Genomic DNA, 15384 nt, shown 5'->3' with positions numbered 1-15384 from the left:
CTTCTACAATTCGATCATGGTTGACGAGTCATCGGGGCGCGGCAAGTGTCAGCCTTCGCCAACGCCACTGCAATTGGCCGTGTCGCGCTGCGGATCGCAGACACGCACGCGGCCCAGCATATTGATTTTAATATGTCGTGCCTGATTTCCCAAAATCAAGGACAGCGTGCCCCAGCGGGCCGCCAGGCTATTGCTGGCGCTGCAACTGCGTCCCGCGCCATTGTAGGCGATATACAGCGGCGCGGCGCCAGAGCTGAAACCGAAGCGCACCTCGATGCCGCCCGCCAGCGGCCCCTGGCGCAGCAGCAATTCATCGCCCAGGTCGTAGACCAGGTTGCCGTTGCGGTCGACAAAGGCCAGCCAGCCCAGGCGCCAGTCCAGGCCACCGCTGCCGGCCGGCATCAACAACACGCGTCGGCCGCGCGCCATCGCCAGTGCACGCGTCAATTCGATTGCCGAAAACAAGTCGTTCGAGGCGGCCCGCAAGCGCTGGCGCGCCAGCATCTCTTGCAGGCTGGGCAAGGCGACGGCTGCCAGCACGATGGTGATTGCCAGCACGGCCAGCAGTTCAAGCAGGGTATGACCACGCTGCTCACGCTGGACTTGAGTGGCCATGGCGCGCGCCCTCATGGCCAGCACTGCGCGGCGCGGCCACTGCTGCCGCGCTCGCCCGTGCTGCTGAGGCTCAAGGTGCCGCAGTCGGCATCCGTGAAGTGCTGATCAACCCGCGACGTGCCCGGCCTGGCGCGCAGCAGCACGCACTGGGCAATCGTCGCCTCGGGGCAAGCCGTGGCGTCGATTTCATAGGCGCTGCGCACGGCGCCCTGCTCGCCCTCGTCGCCAGACCACCATTGAAACTGTTTGCCCTGCGCGTCGTCGGACGCCGCCGAGAACGCCAGGTAGCGGTTGTTTTGCGAGTAATACCGCTCCTGCTGCTGCATCAGCTTCAACAAGGTCGCCTGCCCCTGCACCCGCTTGGCGCGCACGATCAGGCCTTGGTAGGCTGGCAAGGCGGCCGCCAGCATCAAGGCGATAATCACCAGCGCGGCCATCAGTTCGATCAGGCTGAAGCCGCCATTGCGCCGGCAGGTCGACATGGCCAATGACATGGATGAGCTTTCCTTTGTTTGACGCCGCTATTTTTTCGCCGCCTCGTGCAGTTCGCGCCAGTTCGCCACTTCGCGCCAGCCCAGCCGCCCGGCTGGCAACGGCCCGCTGGACGCTTTGACTGCGGCCGCGCTTGGCATGCCGGGCTGGACCACCGCAAACTGCTTGCGCGCTTCGGCGCGGCCCGTGGCGCCGGCCACCCCCACCTGGCTGGTCAATTCCAGCCATTGCGGCGGCGCACGCGCCAGGCCGTCAAGCAGCCTGCCCGTTTCCTCGCCCGCCTGCACCGTGCCGACGGCGTCGGCCGCAAAGCCGCTCAGCACATCGAGCACATACAAACGGCTCGCGGGCCTGCTGCAAGGGTCGCGGCCCGGCAGCACGGTATTGAACGCAACCCGGCCCGAGGCCAGCACGGCGCTGTGCACGCTGCGCTCGCCGGTTTTTTCCGTCCCGATAAAATCGAGGTACCAGCCATGCCTGGCGCCGCCGCCCGTATAGTGCAATGGCGCGCCATCGATGGCCAGGCTGCCTGCGCCTGCCACCACGCCGACACTGCGCGCTGCAAGATCGTCCCGGCTGCGCGTCGGCGTTTGCTCGTTCAGGTCGTCATGCACGGCATAAAACGATTGCGGCAACAAGGCTGCCGGCCAGGTATCCGCAGCTTCCACCAGCTTGCCGGTGCCAAACAGCAGCAGATAACCGCCGCCCGGCGCATACGCCACCTTCAGTTGCTGCGTCACCGCCTGGCGCCGGCCCTGCGCATCGCGCGCAACAAACACCAGCTTGCGCCCTACCTCGTCCTTCCACGGCGGCCCGGTCGCCATGTCGATGCGCCAGATATTGCCCTGCAAGTCGCCCGCATACAGGTAAGCCAGCGCGCCATCATTGCCCGTCACCAGCGCCGGCGGCGCCAGTGCATGGGCATAGCCGACGCCTTCTTCATCGCGCACCGGCAGTTTCAGACGATGGTAATTGTTGCCCAGCAGCCATGGCGCACCGGGCGGCTTTTCCAGCGCCAGCAGGAAGATGGCAGCGGTGGGAATGGCGGCGGCGCTGTCCTTGCCATCGTCCTGCGTGTTGTTATAGCCGCTGGACACCACCACCATGTCGCGATAGACGGGCTTGCCCTGCTTGCCGCCCATGTTCAGCCGCGCAAAACCCGGCGCCGCGCGCAGATTGCCGATAATGGCGTCGTCGCGGTCGGTAAATTCCCATAGCGCACCGTCCTGTGCAAAGCGCGCCGGGTCGGTAATATCGAGCGCAAACAGGCCTTGCGCACCCGCGCCCATGCCGACGGCCAGCACCGTTTTCCAGCGCCCCGCCGCCAGCACTTCCGCGCTGGCGGCGGTACCGTCGAGCAAAGGGACGGCTACGCCGTCGGTGCTGCCGGCCTGCGCCGACCTGGCCAGCAGCGCCTGCGGCAAATAAGCCAACAGCTCGCTGCCGGTGCCGGCGTCCACGCCATGCAGCAAGCCATCGCCCGTGGCCAGGTACAGCATTTTGCGCCGCTGCTGGCCGCGTTGGCGGTGTTGCAGATAGTCAATGCCCGGCAAGCCCAGCGCCGGCGTGCCGACGTAGACCAGATTGCCGTGCGGAGCCGCCGCCAGACCGCCCGCACGGCGGCGCAAAAAGCCGCCGGGACGGCCCACCTCGTGCGTGCGGTCACCCAGCAGATAATCGAGCCGCGCTGGTCCCTGGCCGTCGCCATCGGGATCAAACGCGCGGCGCTGCTGCGCACCGAGACGATCCCAGACCAGCGGCACCATGGCGCCCTGCGCATCGAGCGTATGCACGGAACGCCTGGACACTGGCCCGCCATCGATCCGCCAGACAGCCTTGCCGACCACCACGCCGCCATCCGCGGCCAGCGTAAAAGCGTCGCGCGAAAGGCGCATGGCGCCGTCGGCCAGGTTCATTTGCAACTGGAACCAGTACGCCTGTTCCGTGTCATTGGCCAGCGCCATCAGCGACGGCCCGGCCATGGTAGCGGCGACCGTGGCGCGGCCCGCCTGGATGACGGCGGCACGCAATAGCGCGACCAGGGCTTGCGGATCGCTGCCGGGCAGATAATGGCTGGGCCAGCGGCCATCCACGCTCCATTCGGCAAAGGCATCGCCCACCGTGGCGCGAAACGGATTGCCATCGCCATTTTCATCGACAAAACCGCCATATTTAGCGGCCAGCAACAGCGGCGTGGGCGAAGTCGCGGCCTTGACCTGCAAGTCGCCGGCAAAATGCTCGACCGGTGCGCCGCCGGCACGCAGCGCATGGCGATGCGACCAGTAGGCCAGGCCGGCCGCATAAAAGCTGGCGCCAATCTGGCCATGATCGAGGCGGTCGAGCGCCGCCAGGGCCGGCAGCGGCTGCGGATTGCCGCCAGCGCCATCGCTTTCCAGCGCACCGACAGCCCGCGTCCAGGCCATCACGTCCAGCGGCGGCGTGGCGTAGGTATCCACGCCACGCGCACGCTCACTGGCGTTGCTCGCTGGAATATTGCCGGGTACATAGCGGTCCGGGGCGCTCCCTGCATCGCCCAAGGTCATCACGACTTGCCGCTGGCAACTGACCTGTTGCGGATCGGTCCACGGTGTTGTGCCAGCCGCCGTGCTGGCCTGGCGTCCCTGCAGATAGCGCAGCGATTCGTACAGCAATTCGGCTTGCGGGGCGGCCGCCGCATACGCACCCGGGCTGGCCTCATCAACGCGTCCCAGGCGATTGATATAAGCACCCACGCCGTCGCTGCCGCCATGGACGCCAGTTGCCGCATGCCATTCGGAATCGGGATTTTCCTGCGGCAGGAAGTCGGGCGCACTCCAGCGTTGCGCGCCTGCATACGACAGCGGCGCCTGCAGCACCCCGCCATATGCCGCTTCGCCGCTCGCATGGCCGAAAACGCCGACACGCAGCCGGCCGCCATGGCGCTGCAGCGCCCCCACCGGCTTGGCATTTTTGCCGTAAGCCATGCACAGGTCGACGCGCGACGCTGCTTCCGCTGGATCGCACACCTGCACCCGCACCAGGAAAACCCCAAGCGCAGCGGCCTTGCCGGGCGCATCGCAACTGCCGTCAAGCGGCTGGGCGCCATCGCCGAACAGCAGGCGGTTGCGGCAAGACACGATCGCCAGCTGCTCGACCGCAAACGGCGTGGCCTCGCGCACGCCTGCGCGCAACAGCTTGCGCGGAAAATAGTCCGGATGGGCGTAAAAATCGACGCCGTTGTGAGCCTCGGGCAGGTAGGCTCGCTGCAACACCGTCTTGCGCACCTCATCGATCACGCGGTCGCCACCGGTCAAGGCATAGCGCACGATATCGAGCAGGCTGGTACCGGCCCAGTTCAAAAAATTGCCGCTGAAACTGTCGCCGCCGCAGCCATGGCGCGCATCGGCCGGCTTGCTGACGGAAAAGTAGGCGGTGGCCATGCGCCAGTCCGGCACGGTGACACCATCGCCATCGCCGCTGCGGTAGGGATAGCTGTAGCACATGCGCGCATCGAAGTAGCCGGCGTAGGCGTGGCCGGGCCGGTAATCGCCGGCATGGGCGGCAGCGGCCGCCGTGTGGGTAAACGACAGGTTGAGCAGCAGATTGGGTGGCACGCGCGCGCCGTGCAAACCGGTATCGGCCCGCGACAGATCGACCAGCGGCGATGCGGCCAGTACCTGGGCACTGGTTATCAGCCAGATCAGCAGGGCAACAAGCGAGCGAGCCATCATGGCGCTTCTCCCGGCGCCGGCCCCGGCTTCCTGTAATAAGTTTGCAGCACCACCTGCGTATCGTCCTGCGCGCCGAAGCCGATGGCGGTAACGCGGTACAGATAACCGGCGCCGGACGGCAGTCCGAGCGGCGCGCCAGCAGGTACACCAGCCTCTTCGCCGGGCGGGTGGAACGGCAGCAATTCGATCAGGTAGCGCGGCTTTTTAAAGGGCAGAAAACCCTCTCCCGTCTGCATCGCCGCGCCGGTGAACTGGCCGTAGGCAACCGTGCCGGAGTCCGCCACGCCCAGGTCGGTGCTGAGCCACACGGCCGGCGCGCCGCTGGCGGCTGGCAGGCACAGCCCCGGCTCTCCTTTGCAGGCAGGCGCAAAGCCGGCCGCGCTGCCTGGTGCAAACAGCGCGCTGCGGCCAGGCGCCCCGGGCAGGCCTTCGATATCGTGCTGCGCATCCATCAATGCCTCCTCGGCGGCCTGGAAAGCGATTTGCCGGTCGCGCTCGCCGCGAGCCGCCTTTTCTCCGTGCAAGGCCATCTGCGCGGCCGACACGCCCAGCAGCAAAATGGCTACCAGCAGGCACAGCGCAAACACCAGGGCCGCGCCGCGCTCACCCTCGCCTGGCGGTTCAGGCCGGCCCATTGCGCAGCATGATGGTCGCTTGCACCAGCTGGCGCAAACGGCCGCGCTGGGTGGGTGGCAAGCTGGCCGGCACGATGCGCACGCCAGGGTCTTGCGCGCCGTGCGCGTCTGCATATGCCGGGCCGAACAGGTCGAACTGCGCCGGCCCGGCGTCGTCGCCAGCGTTGCCAAGATTACCTGCGCCATGCAGCAGCAAGGCCACGCGCACGCTGGCCACGCGCTTCCAGTGCGTGCGGCGATGAAAGTCGCGCTCGCGCTCGGCCTCATCGGCGCCCACCAGCACCAGCGCCGCGTCGCGCGCATCGAGGCTGCTGGCGTTGACATACTGGTTGGCCACGCCATCGGGCGGCGTATCGGTATCGAGGCCATACAAGACCTGGAAACTGTCGACGCCACGGATCAAGGCATCGGCGCCCCAGCCGCCGCCGGCGCGGTATTTGCAGCGCAATTCCGCCTCGCCATCGCCGCCATCGTCCTGCGCCACATAGAAAATGCTCCAGCCGCGCTGCGCTTCATTGCTTGCCGCGCCGACACCAAAGCCGGCGCAATTGAGCACCGCGCCATCGCCGCCCGCGCCCTCGCCGGTGCCGTAAAAGCGCAGCGCCAGCACATCGCTGCCGTTGATGCTGCCCGCCAAGGGCGCGCTGATGCCCTCGCTGTTCTTGCCCAGGCCGCGCGCATCGAGGCCGGCGATATTGGCGCTGTCGTGCGCCGCATGCGTCAAGGGTGCGGCGCTGGCGTCCCAGTTCACCCAGGCCGTCTGGCGCAACGCCCGCGCGATGGCGTCAGAAGCATAGCGGCCATTGTCGGCCAGGCGCGCCGCTTCCACCTGGTCCATATAGCTGCGGCTGCTCGACAGCAACGCCGCGCTCGACGCCAGCATCAGCATGGCGCCCACGCCCAGCGCCACCAACAACTCGACCAGGGTCATGCCAGCCTGGTGCTGCGCGTGGCAGCTCATGGCGCACCGGCCGCCAGTTGCATGGCGACTTTCGGCATGGCGGCCGCTTCTTGCGCGGCGCCGTCCCTGGCCTGCCTGCCGCGCCAGCCCAGCTTGATGACGACCGGTGCGCCGCTGCCGCCGCTGCAGCTCCATTGCAAACCGTGCGCGGCCGCGTCCCAGGCCAGCGCATCGCGGCAGATGCGCAGGCGCGCGCCGGGCAAGTCCTTGCGCAACTGCTGCTTCCATTCGGCGATATCGAATTGCGCCAGTTGCGCGGCGCCGCAGGCGGCGTCACCCAGGCAGTCCGGCGCGCCACCCGCCTCATCAAGCGGCCCCGCCTGGTAGTCGAGGCCCAGGTAGGGATTGTCGGCGTCAGGTGTCTGCATTTGCGTGCTGTTGGCGCGCATGCGCTCGGCCATGCTGGCCGCCAGTTGCATGGCGCTCGACAGCAAAGCCGATTCATGGCGCGCGCGCAAGGAGGACAATTGCATCGCGCTGCCGCCCAGGAGGCCCACGGCCAGCAGCAACAGCGCGACCAGAACTTCAACCAGGGTGGTGCCGCCGGCATGATGGACATGGCGCATGTTTACCTCCGCTTTCAGGGAAAGAGAAGAGTGAATGGCCAGGATCAGCCGGCCCTGCTACACGATAGGCGCGCCCACGGTGTCACGCATGAGACAGCGCAAACAGCCTGGAGATAAACTGGGAAGAGGTAAAAAAAGCGGCCGCTGGATTGACCAGGCCGCTTGCTGAAAGAAAACAACTGTGATGACTAGCCCTTGCGCGGCTGGCCCACTTCGGCAATTGCGTCCTGGAACTCGGCCAGGTCTTCGAAATTCTTGTAGACCGATGCGTAACGGATATACGCAACCTTGTCGAGGCGCTTCAATTCCTGCATCACCAGTTCGCCGATATAGCCGGAATCGACTTCGCGCTTGCCGCTGGTCAGCAGTTTTTCTTCGATGGTGGCAATTGCCATATCCAGCGAGGCGGCCGCGACGGGACGCTTGCGCAAGGCCAGCATAAGGCTGCCGCGCAACTTATCCGCAGCGAATTCCGTCCGGCTGCCATTCTTTTTGACCACGGCCGGCATGATCAGTTCAATTCGTTCGTAGGTTGTAAAACGCTTGTCGCATTTGCCGCAACGGCGCCGGCGGCGGATGGCGTCGCCCTCCTCGGATACGCGCGTATCGAGGACCTGGGTTTCGTCATGGTGGCAGAATGGACATTTCATGGGCAGCGGGTCAATTTTCTGGTTCAACAAATGGAGCGCGGGCGCCCGGATACACTCAGGGCGCCCGCGGGCACGACAAGAAATGTGTCAGACAGAATCTTACTCTGGAAGACACATTCTGGACAAATAATTATGCAGCGTAGACGGGGTTCGCATCCGCCAGCACCTTCACTGCCGCTTTCACGCGCTCAATGGTGGCGGCGTCATGCGGATTGTCCAGCACGTCGGCGATCAGGTTGCCCACTTGCACCGCTTCGGCTTCCTTGAAACCGCGCGTCGTCATCGCCGGGCTGCCCAGGCGGATGCCCGAGGTGACGAATGGCTTTTGCGGGTCGTTCGGGATGCCGTTCTTGTTGCAGGTAATGTGCGCGGAACCGAGGATGGCTTCGGCTTCCTTGCCCGTCAGGTTCTTGGCGCGCAGGTCGACCAGCATCACGTGCGACTCGGTGCCACCGGAAACAATGCGCAGGCCGCGCGAGATCAGGGTCCTGGCCAGCGCGTCGGCGTTTTTCACGACCTGCTTCTGGTACTCGACGAATTCAGGGCTCAGCGCTTCCTTGAAGGCAACCGCCTTGCCGGCGATTACATGCATCAGCGGGCCGCCCTGGATGCCGGGGAAAATGGCCGAGTTGATGGCCTTTTCGTGTTCGGCCTTCATCAGGATAATGCCGCCGCGCGGGCCGCGCAGCGACTTGTGCGTGGTCGAGGTAACGAAGTCGGCGAACGGCACCGGGTTCGGGTACAGGCCGGCGGCGATCAGGCCGGCGTAGTGGGCCATGTCAACCATAAAGTAGGCGCCGACTTCTTTAGCCACTTTCGAGAAGCGTTCGAAGTCGATCTTTTTCGAGAACGCCGAGGCGCCGGCGATGATCAGCTTTGGTTTGCGCTCACGGGCCAGGCGTTCCATGGCTTCGTAGTCGATATCTTCCTCGGCCGTCAGGCCATACGACACAACGTCAAACCATTTGCCGGACATGTTCAGCGGCATGCCGTGGGTCAGGTGGCCGCCTTCGGCCAGCGACATGCCCATGATCAGGTCGCCTGGTTTCAGCATGGCGAAAAACACGCCCTGGTTCGCCTGCGAGCCCGAATTGGGCTGCACGTTGGCCGCTTCGGCGCCGAACAGTTGCTTGACACGGTCGATCGCCAGCTGCTCGGCCACGTCGACGTATTCGCAGCCGCCGTAGTAGCGCTTGCCCGGATAGCCTTCGGCATACTTGTTGGTCAGCTGCGAGCCTTGCGCTTCCATTACGGCTGGCGAAGTGTAGTTCTCGGACGCGATCAGTTCGATATGGTCGTGCTGGCGCGTGTTTTCTTTTTGAATAACGGCGAACAGTTCAGGATCGACGTTGGCGAGGTTGTGATCTTTTGCAAACATGTAAAAACTCCAAAGATGTGGGTGCTTTGTACTGGCAGGTTGGATCGAATGAGGGGAGCCGGCGTTAAGTGAATAACAAACGGAAAGGCAGCCTCTTCGCGCAATTCCATCGGTGGGCTGCCCAGGCGAACGGCTGATGAAATCTCACGTTTCCCGGTGGATGCCCACCTTTCGCCGGCAATGATCGCACCAAAATGGGGATTGTTGCAGCTTTTCGCCAGTCACGTGAGACGTAATGGAAGCCAAATTGTAAGTTAAGTACCCAAATTGAGCAAGGAAAGCAGCGCAGCGGCCGCGCTGCGGCTATAATCCCCGCGCATCGGGCTGCGAGAGCCGATGACAGGCCGATTTGCGGGAAAAGTTGCTATTGCTTAAGCTGCACTTAAACCTGGCGCCGGCTTGTAAGCGTATGTTACGGGGCTTGTCATTGTATTCACCCAGCTGAGAATATGCTGCGTTGCAATGTTTGGTCCAATGCACATGGCTTTTCGGCAAGCGCTTTCCGTCATGATAAGAAAAATCGCGTAAAATGTTGCTCAATCTCACTACTGGCGCCATCAACATGCCTTCAGTCTTTAACTGGGACGTCCGGGTCTACTATGAAGACACCGACGCCGGTGGCATCGTCTACTACGCCAACTACCTGAAGTTCTTTGAACGCGCGCGCACCGAATGGCTGCGCGCCATCGGCGTGGGCCAGCAGGAATTGCTGGAACGGCACGATGCGCTGTTTGTCGTGAAAAGCGTCAGCGCCGACTATCATGCGCCAGCCAGACTCGATGACACGGTAAGATTAACTTTAAGCATAGCCAAAATGGGACGCGCTTCCATCGTGTTCTTGCAACAGGCCTGGCGCGGCGAGACGCTGCTCAATACCGCCCAGGTCAAGATCGGTTGCGTCGATTCGAGCATGCGCCCGCGTGCCGTGCCCGAGCCGGTAGCCGAACGCATGCGCGCCGCCTGAACCGCCCCGCCACTCCCGGATAATTCACCACAGACTGCCTGCCAATGAACGTTACACAAGATCTTTCTTTCCTCGCGCTCATCACCAACGCCCACCTGATCGTGCAGCTGATCATGGCCCTGCTGCTGCTGATCTCCCTGACCAGCTGGACCTATATCTTCCGCAAGATGTTTGCCGTGCGCGCCGCGCGCAAGCAGACCATCGAATTCGAACGCAGCTTCTGGGCCGGCGGCAACCTGCATGCGCTGCACCAGAGCGCCAGCGGCAACCGCGACCAGAGCGGCGCGCTGTCGCGCATCTTTGACGCCGGCATGGGCGAATTTATCAAGGGCAAGGCCTCGTACGGTTCGCGCGAAGCGCTGGACGTCGGCGCCGTGCTCGACGGCGCCCGCCGCGCCATGCGCGCCGCTTTCCAGCGTGAAATGGACGTGCTTGAATCGCACCTGGCATTCCTGGCGTCGGTCGGTTCGGTCTCGCCCTACATTGGCTTGCTCGGCACCGTGTGGGGCATCATGAATGCCTTCCGCGGCCTGGCCAACGTGCAGCAAGCAACCCTGGCGGCCGTCGCGCCCGGGATTGCCGAAGCGCTGATCGCCACCGCCATCGGCCTGTTCGCAGCGATTCCGGCGGTGGTTGCCTACAACCGTTTTTCGCACGATATCGACCGCCTGGCGATCCGCTTCGAAAGCTTCGTCGAAGAATTCTCCAACATCTTGCAGCGCCAGTCGCGCTAACCGGAAGGACTGCTGATGGGTTCCTCATTCAATAGCGGCGGCATGCGTGGCGGCCGCGGCCGCAAGTTCAAGTCGGAAATCAACGTCGTGCCGTATATCGACGTGATGCTGGTGCTGCTGATCATCTTCATGGTGATGCCATCGTCGAACAACCCCAGCGTGGTGGACTTGCCGAACGCGGAAAAAACCACCAAACCGCCTGATGACTATATCCAGATCGTGCTCAAGCCAAATGGTTCGCTGTCGATCGGCGTGATCGGCAAGGAACAGCTGGCGCCGGAAACCGAACCGAACCGCGACGCCCTGCTGCGCAATCTGCGCGGCTTGCATGAAAGCAATCCGGACTATCCGGTGCTGATCGCCGGCGACAAGGAAAGCAAGTATGACGATGTGATCCAGCTCATTTCGGAAGCGAAAAAGATGGGCATCAACCGCGTCGGCCTGGCCACCAAATAACCGCAGCGCAACCACGAACCTGACGTTTTAAAGACCGAACTTTGCAGACGAAACCTACCGACCATGTAATGGGCACGCCTTACCGGGTGCCGCGCGAAAGCAGCCGCTGGCCCTCGCTGGGCCTGGCGCTGGCGATGCATCTTGGCCTGCTCTTTTTTCTGTGGGTCGGCGTACACTGGCAAAATACGGAACCGGTGGCGGTCGAAGCGGAAGTGTGGGACCTGAAGGTGCAAAATGCCGCGCCGCCGCCCGAAGTGACGACGGCCCCCGAGCCGACACCGGAGCCAACCCCGCCGCCGCCCGAGCCGGAAGTGGAGCAGCCCGCGCCACCACCGCCGCCACCGGTGGCCGCGCCCGAGCCGAAGGTCGACCTGCGCGAAGCGGAAATCGCGCTCGAACGCAAGAAGGTCAAGCTGAAGGAAGAGAAAGCCAAAGCCGCCGCCGAAGAGCGCCGCAAAGAGGAAGCCAAGGAACGCGAGGAAGAAAAGCGCGAACTGGAAAAGCAGAAACAGAAAGAGAAAGACAAGGCCGAGAAGCTGGAGAAAGAAAAGGCCGACAAGGCGGAAAAAGCCAAGCTGGCCAAAGAGAAAGAGAAAGAAAAGGAAAAAGAGAAGGAAAAGGCTGAAAAAGCCGAGAAAGCCGCGGCGGAAAAGGCCGAGAAGGAAGCGGCCGAGAAAAAAGCGGTGGCAGCTGAAAAAGCCGCCAAGGCGAAAAAAGCGGCGGAAGACAAGAAAGCCGCCGACAAGGCGCGTGCCGATGAGATGAGCCGCATCACGGGCGCAGCAGGCAACGGCACCACCGGCACGGCCGCGAAAGCGACCGCGCCACGCAAGGACAGCGGCTATGTCGCTGCCCTGACGGCCAAGATCAAGGGCAATATCGCGTACAGCGGTAGCACCGACGTGCCGGGCAACCCGCGCGCCGTGTTCAGGATCGAGCAACTGCCAACTGGGGAAATTATTTCTGTCCGAAAGATCAAGAGCAGCGGACTGCCGGCGTATGACAGCTCGGTGGAAAACGCCATTAATAAATCGTCACCACTGCCGAAGAAAAAAGACGGCAGCGTGGAACGCGAAATTGAACTCATATTCGAGATGAAGGAATAGCCAATGATGATCATGAAAAAAATGAGTTACGTGGTGCTGTGCGCCGGCCTGCTGCTGGGGGCCTCCGGCGCCCAGGCGCAGCTGCGCGTGGAAATTACCGGTATCGGCAGCAACCAGATCCCGGTCGCCATCGCCAACTTCGCCAATGAATCGGCAGCGCCGCAATCGCTGTCCGGCATCATCAAGGCCGACCTGGCGCGCAGTGGCGTGTTCAAGATTATCGATGGCGCGGAAATGTCGGAAACGGCGCCCGTCAGCTACGAGCAGTGGAAGTCGCGCGGCGCCGACGCGCTGGCCGCCGGCAGCGTGCAGGCGCTGGCCGATGGCCGCCTGGACGTGCGCTACAAACTGTATGACACCGTCAAGAGCGCCCAGCTGTCGAGCATGAACAATGCGGCCGCGCCGCAGTTCAACCGCTTGCTGGCGCACAAGATCGCCGACGATATCTATGAAAAGCTGACCGGCACCAAGGGCGCTTTCGCCACCCGCATCGCCTACGTGACGCAAACCGGCCGTGAATACCGCCTGGAAGTGGCCGACGCCGACGGCGAAGGCATCCAGGTCGCGCTGCGCTCGAACGAGCCAATCATTTCGCCATCATGGTCGCCCGACGGCACCAAGGTGGCGTATGTATCGTTTGAAAAGAAAAAACCGATCGTCTACGTGCAGAACCTGGTGACGCGCCAGCGCACCATCGTCTCGAATGAAAAAGGCAGCAACTCGGCGCCGAGCTGGAGTCCGGACGGCGCACGCCTGGCCGTGGCCCTGTCGCGCGACGGGCACACCCAGGTGTATGTCGTCAATGCCGACGGCAGCGGACTGCGCCGCGTCAGCACCAGCAGCGGCATCGACACGGAACCACAATTTTCGGCCGATGGTCAAAGCATTTACTTCACCAGCGATCGCAGCGGCGGACCACAGATCTACCGCATGTCGGTCAGCGGCGGCGAAGCCAAGCGCGTGACGTTTGGCGGCTCCTACAACATCAGCCCGCGGATCTCGTCCGACGGGAAGACACTTGCTTATATTTCCCGTCGCGACGGCAATTTCCAGCTCTACGCGCTCGACCTGGCTAGTGGCCAGGAACTGCGCCTGTCGGACACCGCCAACGACGAATCACCGAGCTTTTCGCCCAACGGGAAATATATCATGTACGCGACCGAATCCGGACGACGCAAGTCGCTGGCAGTGGTATCGGTGGATGGCCGCGTCAAACAGCGTTTGACTACGCAAGCTGGCAATATCAAGGAACCCACCTGGGGTCCTTTCATGAAGTAAATGCTGTACAGTTGCACCTTTAACCATTGACCCGGAGAATATAAAAATGAGTAACTTCAAAAGCCTGGCGTTCATCGCCGCCGCAGCTACCCTGCTGTCCGCTTGCAGCACCCCAGTGAAACTGGCAGAAACACCGGTCGTCGAGCGCGCGCCGCAAGCCGCTGCTCCAGCAGCTGCCGACCCACGCCAGGTTCAGCCAGTGACGACCGGTTCGGTCGATCCGCTGGACGATCCAAAAGGCGTGCTGGCCAACCGTAGCGTCTACTTCGACTTCGACAAATACGTCGTGCGCGAAGCCGACACCGCCGTGGTACAAAACCACGCTGGCTACCTGGTCAAAACCCCAGCGCGCAAGATCCTGATCCAAGGCAACACCGATGACCGCGGCGGCGCAGAGTACAACCTGGCCCTGGGCCAGAAACGTGCTGAAGCCGTGCGCAAGTCGCTGTCGGCCCTGGGCGTGTCGGAAGGCCAGATGGAAGCCGTGTCGCTGGGCAAGGAAAAGCCTAAAGCACAAGGCAGCAACGAAGCAGCATGGGCTGAAAACCGCCGCGCTGACATCGTTTATTGATTGTTTGCCGGCTGACTGGCCAGACGCGGCAAGCTTGATGCTTGCCCGCGGCCAGTCACAGGCATGATAATGGGGCGCTGCGCGGAAATACCGCCCGGCGCCCTGTTTGCATGTATGCGTAACTTTTGAAAGCCCGACCCATGATGACATTCTCGAAAGCCGGCCTCGCCGCCGCCTTGATGGCCGCATTCGCCTATCTGCCCCTGCACGCCAACGCAGCCCTGTTCGACGACGACGAAGCCCGCAAGGCCATCCTGGAACTGCGCAGCAAGGTCGATGCACTGGCGCGTGACCTGACCGAGCGTCTCGACGCCAAGGCCGACAAGACCAGCACGCTGTCGCTGATCAACCAGCACGACCAGACCATGCAAGAGATCGCCCGCCTGCGCGGCCAGATCGAAGTCGTGGCCAATGACCTGGCCACCACGCAAAAACGCCAGAAAGATTTCTATACCGACCTCGACGCCCGGTTGCGCAAGCTCGAACCGCGCCAGGTCACCATCGACGGCCAGGAAGCGGCCGTCGGCGTGTCCGAACAAACGTCCTACGACACCGCCTTCGGCGTGTTCAAGTCGGGCGACTACAAGGCCGCCGCCACCGCGCTCGACGCCTTTGTGAAACGCTATCCTGAATCGGCCTACGCGGCCAATGCGCAATACTGGCTGGGCAACGCCTATTACGCCCAGCGCGACTGCAAGAGCGCCATCAGCGCCCAGCAGGTGGTGCTGAAGAACTACCCGGACAGCCCGAAAGCGCCCGACGCCATGCTCAACATCGCCAGCTGCTATACCGAGCTGAAAGACAAGGCCAACGCCACCAAGACCCTGAACGCCCTGATCGCGCGCTACCCCGACTCCAGCGCCGCCCAGACAGCCAAGGAACGCGGCGGCAAGAAGTAATCCGGAGCAAAAATTTGCCCGTGGCGTTTGACAGAACCCCGGGCACCCCCTATAATCTTTCTTCTTCGGGTCGTTAGCTCAGCTGGTAGAGCAGCGGACTTTTAATCCGTTGGTCGCAGGTTCGAATCCCGCACGGCCTACCACGAATACGCAGTCATGATCTGCTTGCAGTAGTCATCGCAAGCATTTTTTCACTGCACAGTGTTACCGAAGTTGTTGTAAAAAGTTTTTGGGTCGTTAGCTCAGCTGGTAGAGCAGCGGACTTTTAATCCGTTGGTCGCAGGTTCGAATCCCGCACGGCCTACCAAATACTTAAGAAAGCCCACGAATTCACGTTCGTGGGCTTTTTTGTTTTCCGCTCGCCTCAGG

The 15384-nt window shown here is 63.1% G+C and carries 15 protein-coding genes, 2 tRNA genes and 1 riboswitch; of the genes, 9 read left to right on the top strand and 8 right to left on the bottom strand.

The annotated features are described in order from the left end of the window. Positions 1-48: 48 nt before the first annotated feature. From AC0Z42_RS26280 to glyA, 8 genes are all read right to left on the bottom strand, one after another. On the bottom strand, positions 49-615 hold the full coding sequence (locus AC0Z42_RS26280) for a GspH/FimT family pseudopilin (protein WP_485471021.1): 567 nt from the start codon (positions 613-615) through the stop codon (positions 49-51). 11 nt (positions 616-626) lie between these two features. After that, on the bottom strand, positions 627-1109 hold the full coding sequence (locus AC0Z42_RS26275; RefSeq protein ID WP_485471020.1) for a type IV pilin protein: 483 nt from the start codon (positions 1107-1109) through the stop codon (positions 627-629). A 27-nt stretch (positions 1110-1136) separates the two neighbouring features. After that, positions 1137-4817, bottom strand: a complete 3681-nt coding sequence (locus tag AC0Z42_RS26270; RefSeq protein ID WP_485471019.1) for a pilus assembly protein — start codon at positions 4815-4817, stop codon at positions 1137-1139. Then, positions 4814-5452, bottom strand: a complete 639-nt coding sequence (locus AC0Z42_RS26265; RefSeq protein WP_485471018.1) for a pilus assembly PilX family protein — start codon at positions 5450-5452, stop codon at positions 4814-4816. Before AC0Z42_RS26265 ends, AC0Z42_RS26270 begins: the two co-directional genes overlap by 4 nt. Further along, on the bottom strand, positions 5439-6413 hold the full coding sequence (locus tag AC0Z42_RS26260) for a PilW family protein (RefSeq protein WP_485471017.1): 975 nt from the start codon (positions 6411-6413) through the stop codon (positions 5439-5441). The genes AC0Z42_RS26265 and AC0Z42_RS26260 overlap by 14 nt, the downstream gene beginning before the upstream one ends. Beyond that, positions 6410-6979 (bottom strand): type IV pilus modification protein PilV, encoded by a 570-nt coding sequence (pilV, locus tag AC0Z42_RS26255; RefSeq protein WP_485471016.1) that lies wholly within the window; start codon positions 6977-6979, stop codon positions 6410-6412. Before pilV ends, AC0Z42_RS26260 begins: the two co-directional genes overlap by 4 nt. A gap of 188 nt (positions 6980-7167) precedes the next feature. Beyond that, the gene (gene nrdR, locus AC0Z42_RS26250; RefSeq protein ID WP_485471015.1) at positions 7168-7629 is read right to left on the bottom strand and encodes a transcriptional regulator NrdR; all 462 of its coding nucleotides are present in this window, start codon (positions 7627-7629) and stop codon (positions 7168-7170) included. Between the two features lie 130 nt (positions 7630-7759). Next, positions 7760-9007, bottom strand: a complete 1248-nt coding sequence (glyA, locus tag AC0Z42_RS26245; RefSeq protein WP_485471014.1) for a serine hydroxymethyltransferase — start codon at positions 9005-9007, stop codon at positions 7760-7762. Positions 9008-9119: 112 nt separating this feature from the next. Continuing rightward, positions 9120-9242, bottom strand: a riboswitch (ZMP/ZTP riboswitch). Between the two features lie 327 nt (positions 9243-9569). Here glyA and ybgC point away from each other — a divergent pair. From ybgC to AC0Z42_RS26200, 9 genes are all read left to right on the top strand, one after another. Then, positions 9570-9971 carry a tol-pal system-associated acyl-CoA thioesterase gene (gene ybgC / locus AC0Z42_RS26240; RefSeq protein WP_485471013.1) on the top strand — a complete coding sequence of 134 codons (402 nt, stop codon included), beginning with the start codon at positions 9570-9572 and terminating at the stop codon, positions 9969-9971. Positions 9972-10015: 44 nt separating this feature from the next. Further along, on the top strand, positions 10016-10705 hold the full coding sequence (tolQ, locus tag AC0Z42_RS26235) for a protein TolQ (protein WP_485471012.1): 690 nt from the start codon (positions 10016-10018) through the stop codon (positions 10703-10705). Positions 10706-10720: 15 nt separating this feature from the next. Further along, complete coding sequence (locus AC0Z42_RS26230; RefSeq protein WP_308922374.1) at positions 10721-11161, top strand: ExbD/TolR family protein; 441 nt, start codon at positions 10721-10723, stop codon at positions 11159-11161. 41 nt (positions 11162-11202) lie between these two features. After that, complete coding sequence (gene tolA / locus AC0Z42_RS26225; protein WP_485471011.1) at positions 11203-12267, top strand: cell envelope integrity protein TolA; 1065 nt, start codon at positions 11203-11205, stop codon at positions 12265-12267. 3 nt (positions 12268-12270) lie between these two features. Then, positions 12271-13545, top strand: a complete 1275-nt coding sequence (gene tolB / locus AC0Z42_RS26220; protein WP_485471010.1) for a Tol-Pal system beta propeller repeat protein TolB — start codon at positions 12271-12273, stop codon at positions 13543-13545. Positions 13546-13591: 46 nt separating this feature from the next. Further along, the gene (gene pal / locus AC0Z42_RS26215; protein WP_485471009.1) at positions 13592-14116 is read left to right on the top strand and encodes a peptidoglycan-associated lipoprotein Pal; all 525 of its coding nucleotides are present in this window, start codon (positions 13592-13594) and stop codon (positions 14114-14116) included. A 140-nt stretch (positions 14117-14256) separates the two neighbouring features. Continuing rightward, positions 14257-15015, top strand: coding sequence for a tol-pal system protein YbgF (gene ybgF / locus AC0Z42_RS26210; protein WP_485471008.1), 759 nt, complete (start codon positions 14257-14259; stop codon positions 15013-15015). 67 nt (positions 15016-15082) lie between these two features. After that, positions 15083-15158, top strand: a tRNA-Lys gene (locus AC0Z42_RS26205). A gap of 88 nt (positions 15159-15246) precedes the next feature. Then, positions 15247-15322 (top strand) — tRNA-Lys (locus tag AC0Z42_RS26200). Positions 15323-15384 lie beyond the last annotated feature (62 nt).

The organism is Janthinobacterium sp. 1L-D-8-B-C4 (assembly GCF_057291295.1).
Note: the sequence above shows the minus strand (reverse complement) of the source record. Positions and strands in the feature narration are given on the sequence as shown.

Bases quoted from the DNA above. Each gene is read 5' to 3' on its own strand.
- AC0Z42_RS26280 (WP_485471021.1), bottom strand. From the start codon at position 615: ATGGCCACTCAAGTCCAGCGTGAGCAGCGTGGTCATACCCTGCTTGAA.
- AC0Z42_RS26275 (WP_485471020.1), bottom strand. From the start codon at position 1,109: ATGTCATTGGCCATGTCGACCTGCCGGCGCAATGGCGGCTTCAGCCTG.
- AC0Z42_RS26270 (WP_485471019.1), bottom strand. From the start codon at position 4,817: ATGATGGCTCGCTCGCTTGTTGCCCTGCTGATCTGGCTGATAACCAGT.
- AC0Z42_RS26265 (WP_485471018.1), bottom strand. From the start codon at position 5,452: ATGGGCCGGCCTGAACCGCCAGGCGAGGGTGAGCGCGGCGCGGCCCTG.
- AC0Z42_RS26260 (WP_485471017.1), bottom strand. From the start codon at position 6,413: ATGAGCTGCCACGCGCAGCACCAGGCTGGCATGACCCTGGTCGAGTTG.
- pilV (WP_485471016.1), bottom strand. From the start codon at position 6,979: ATGCGCCATGTCCATCATGCCGGCGGCACCACCCTGGTTGAAGTTCTG.
- nrdR (WP_485471015.1), bottom strand. From the start codon at position 7,629: ATGAAATGTCCATTCTGCCACCATGACGAAACCCAGGTCCTCGATACG.
- glyA (WP_485471014.1), bottom strand. From the start codon at position 9,007: ATGTTTGCAAAAGATCACAACCTCGCCAACGTCGATCCTGAACTGTTC.
- ybgC (WP_485471013.1), top strand. From the start codon at position 9,570: ATGCCTTCAGTCTTTAACTGGGACGTCCGGGTCTACTATGAAGACACC.
- tolQ (WP_485471012.1), top strand. From the start codon at position 10,016: ATGAACGTTACACAAGATCTTTCTTTCCTCGCGCTCATCACCAACGCC.
- AC0Z42_RS26230 (WP_308922374.1), top strand. From the start codon at position 10,721: ATGGGTTCCTCATTCAATAGCGGCGGCATGCGTGGCGGCCGCGGCCGC.
- tolB (WP_485471010.1), top strand. From the start codon at position 12,271: ATGATGATCATGAAAAAAATGAGTTACGTGGTGCTGTGCGCCGGCCTG.
- pal (WP_485471009.1), top strand. From the start codon at position 13,592: ATGAGTAACTTCAAAAGCCTGGCGTTCATCGCCGCCGCAGCTACCCTG.
- ybgF (WP_485471008.1), top strand. From the start codon at position 14,257: ATGATGACATTCTCGAAAGCCGGCCTCGCCGCCGCCTTGATGGCCGCA.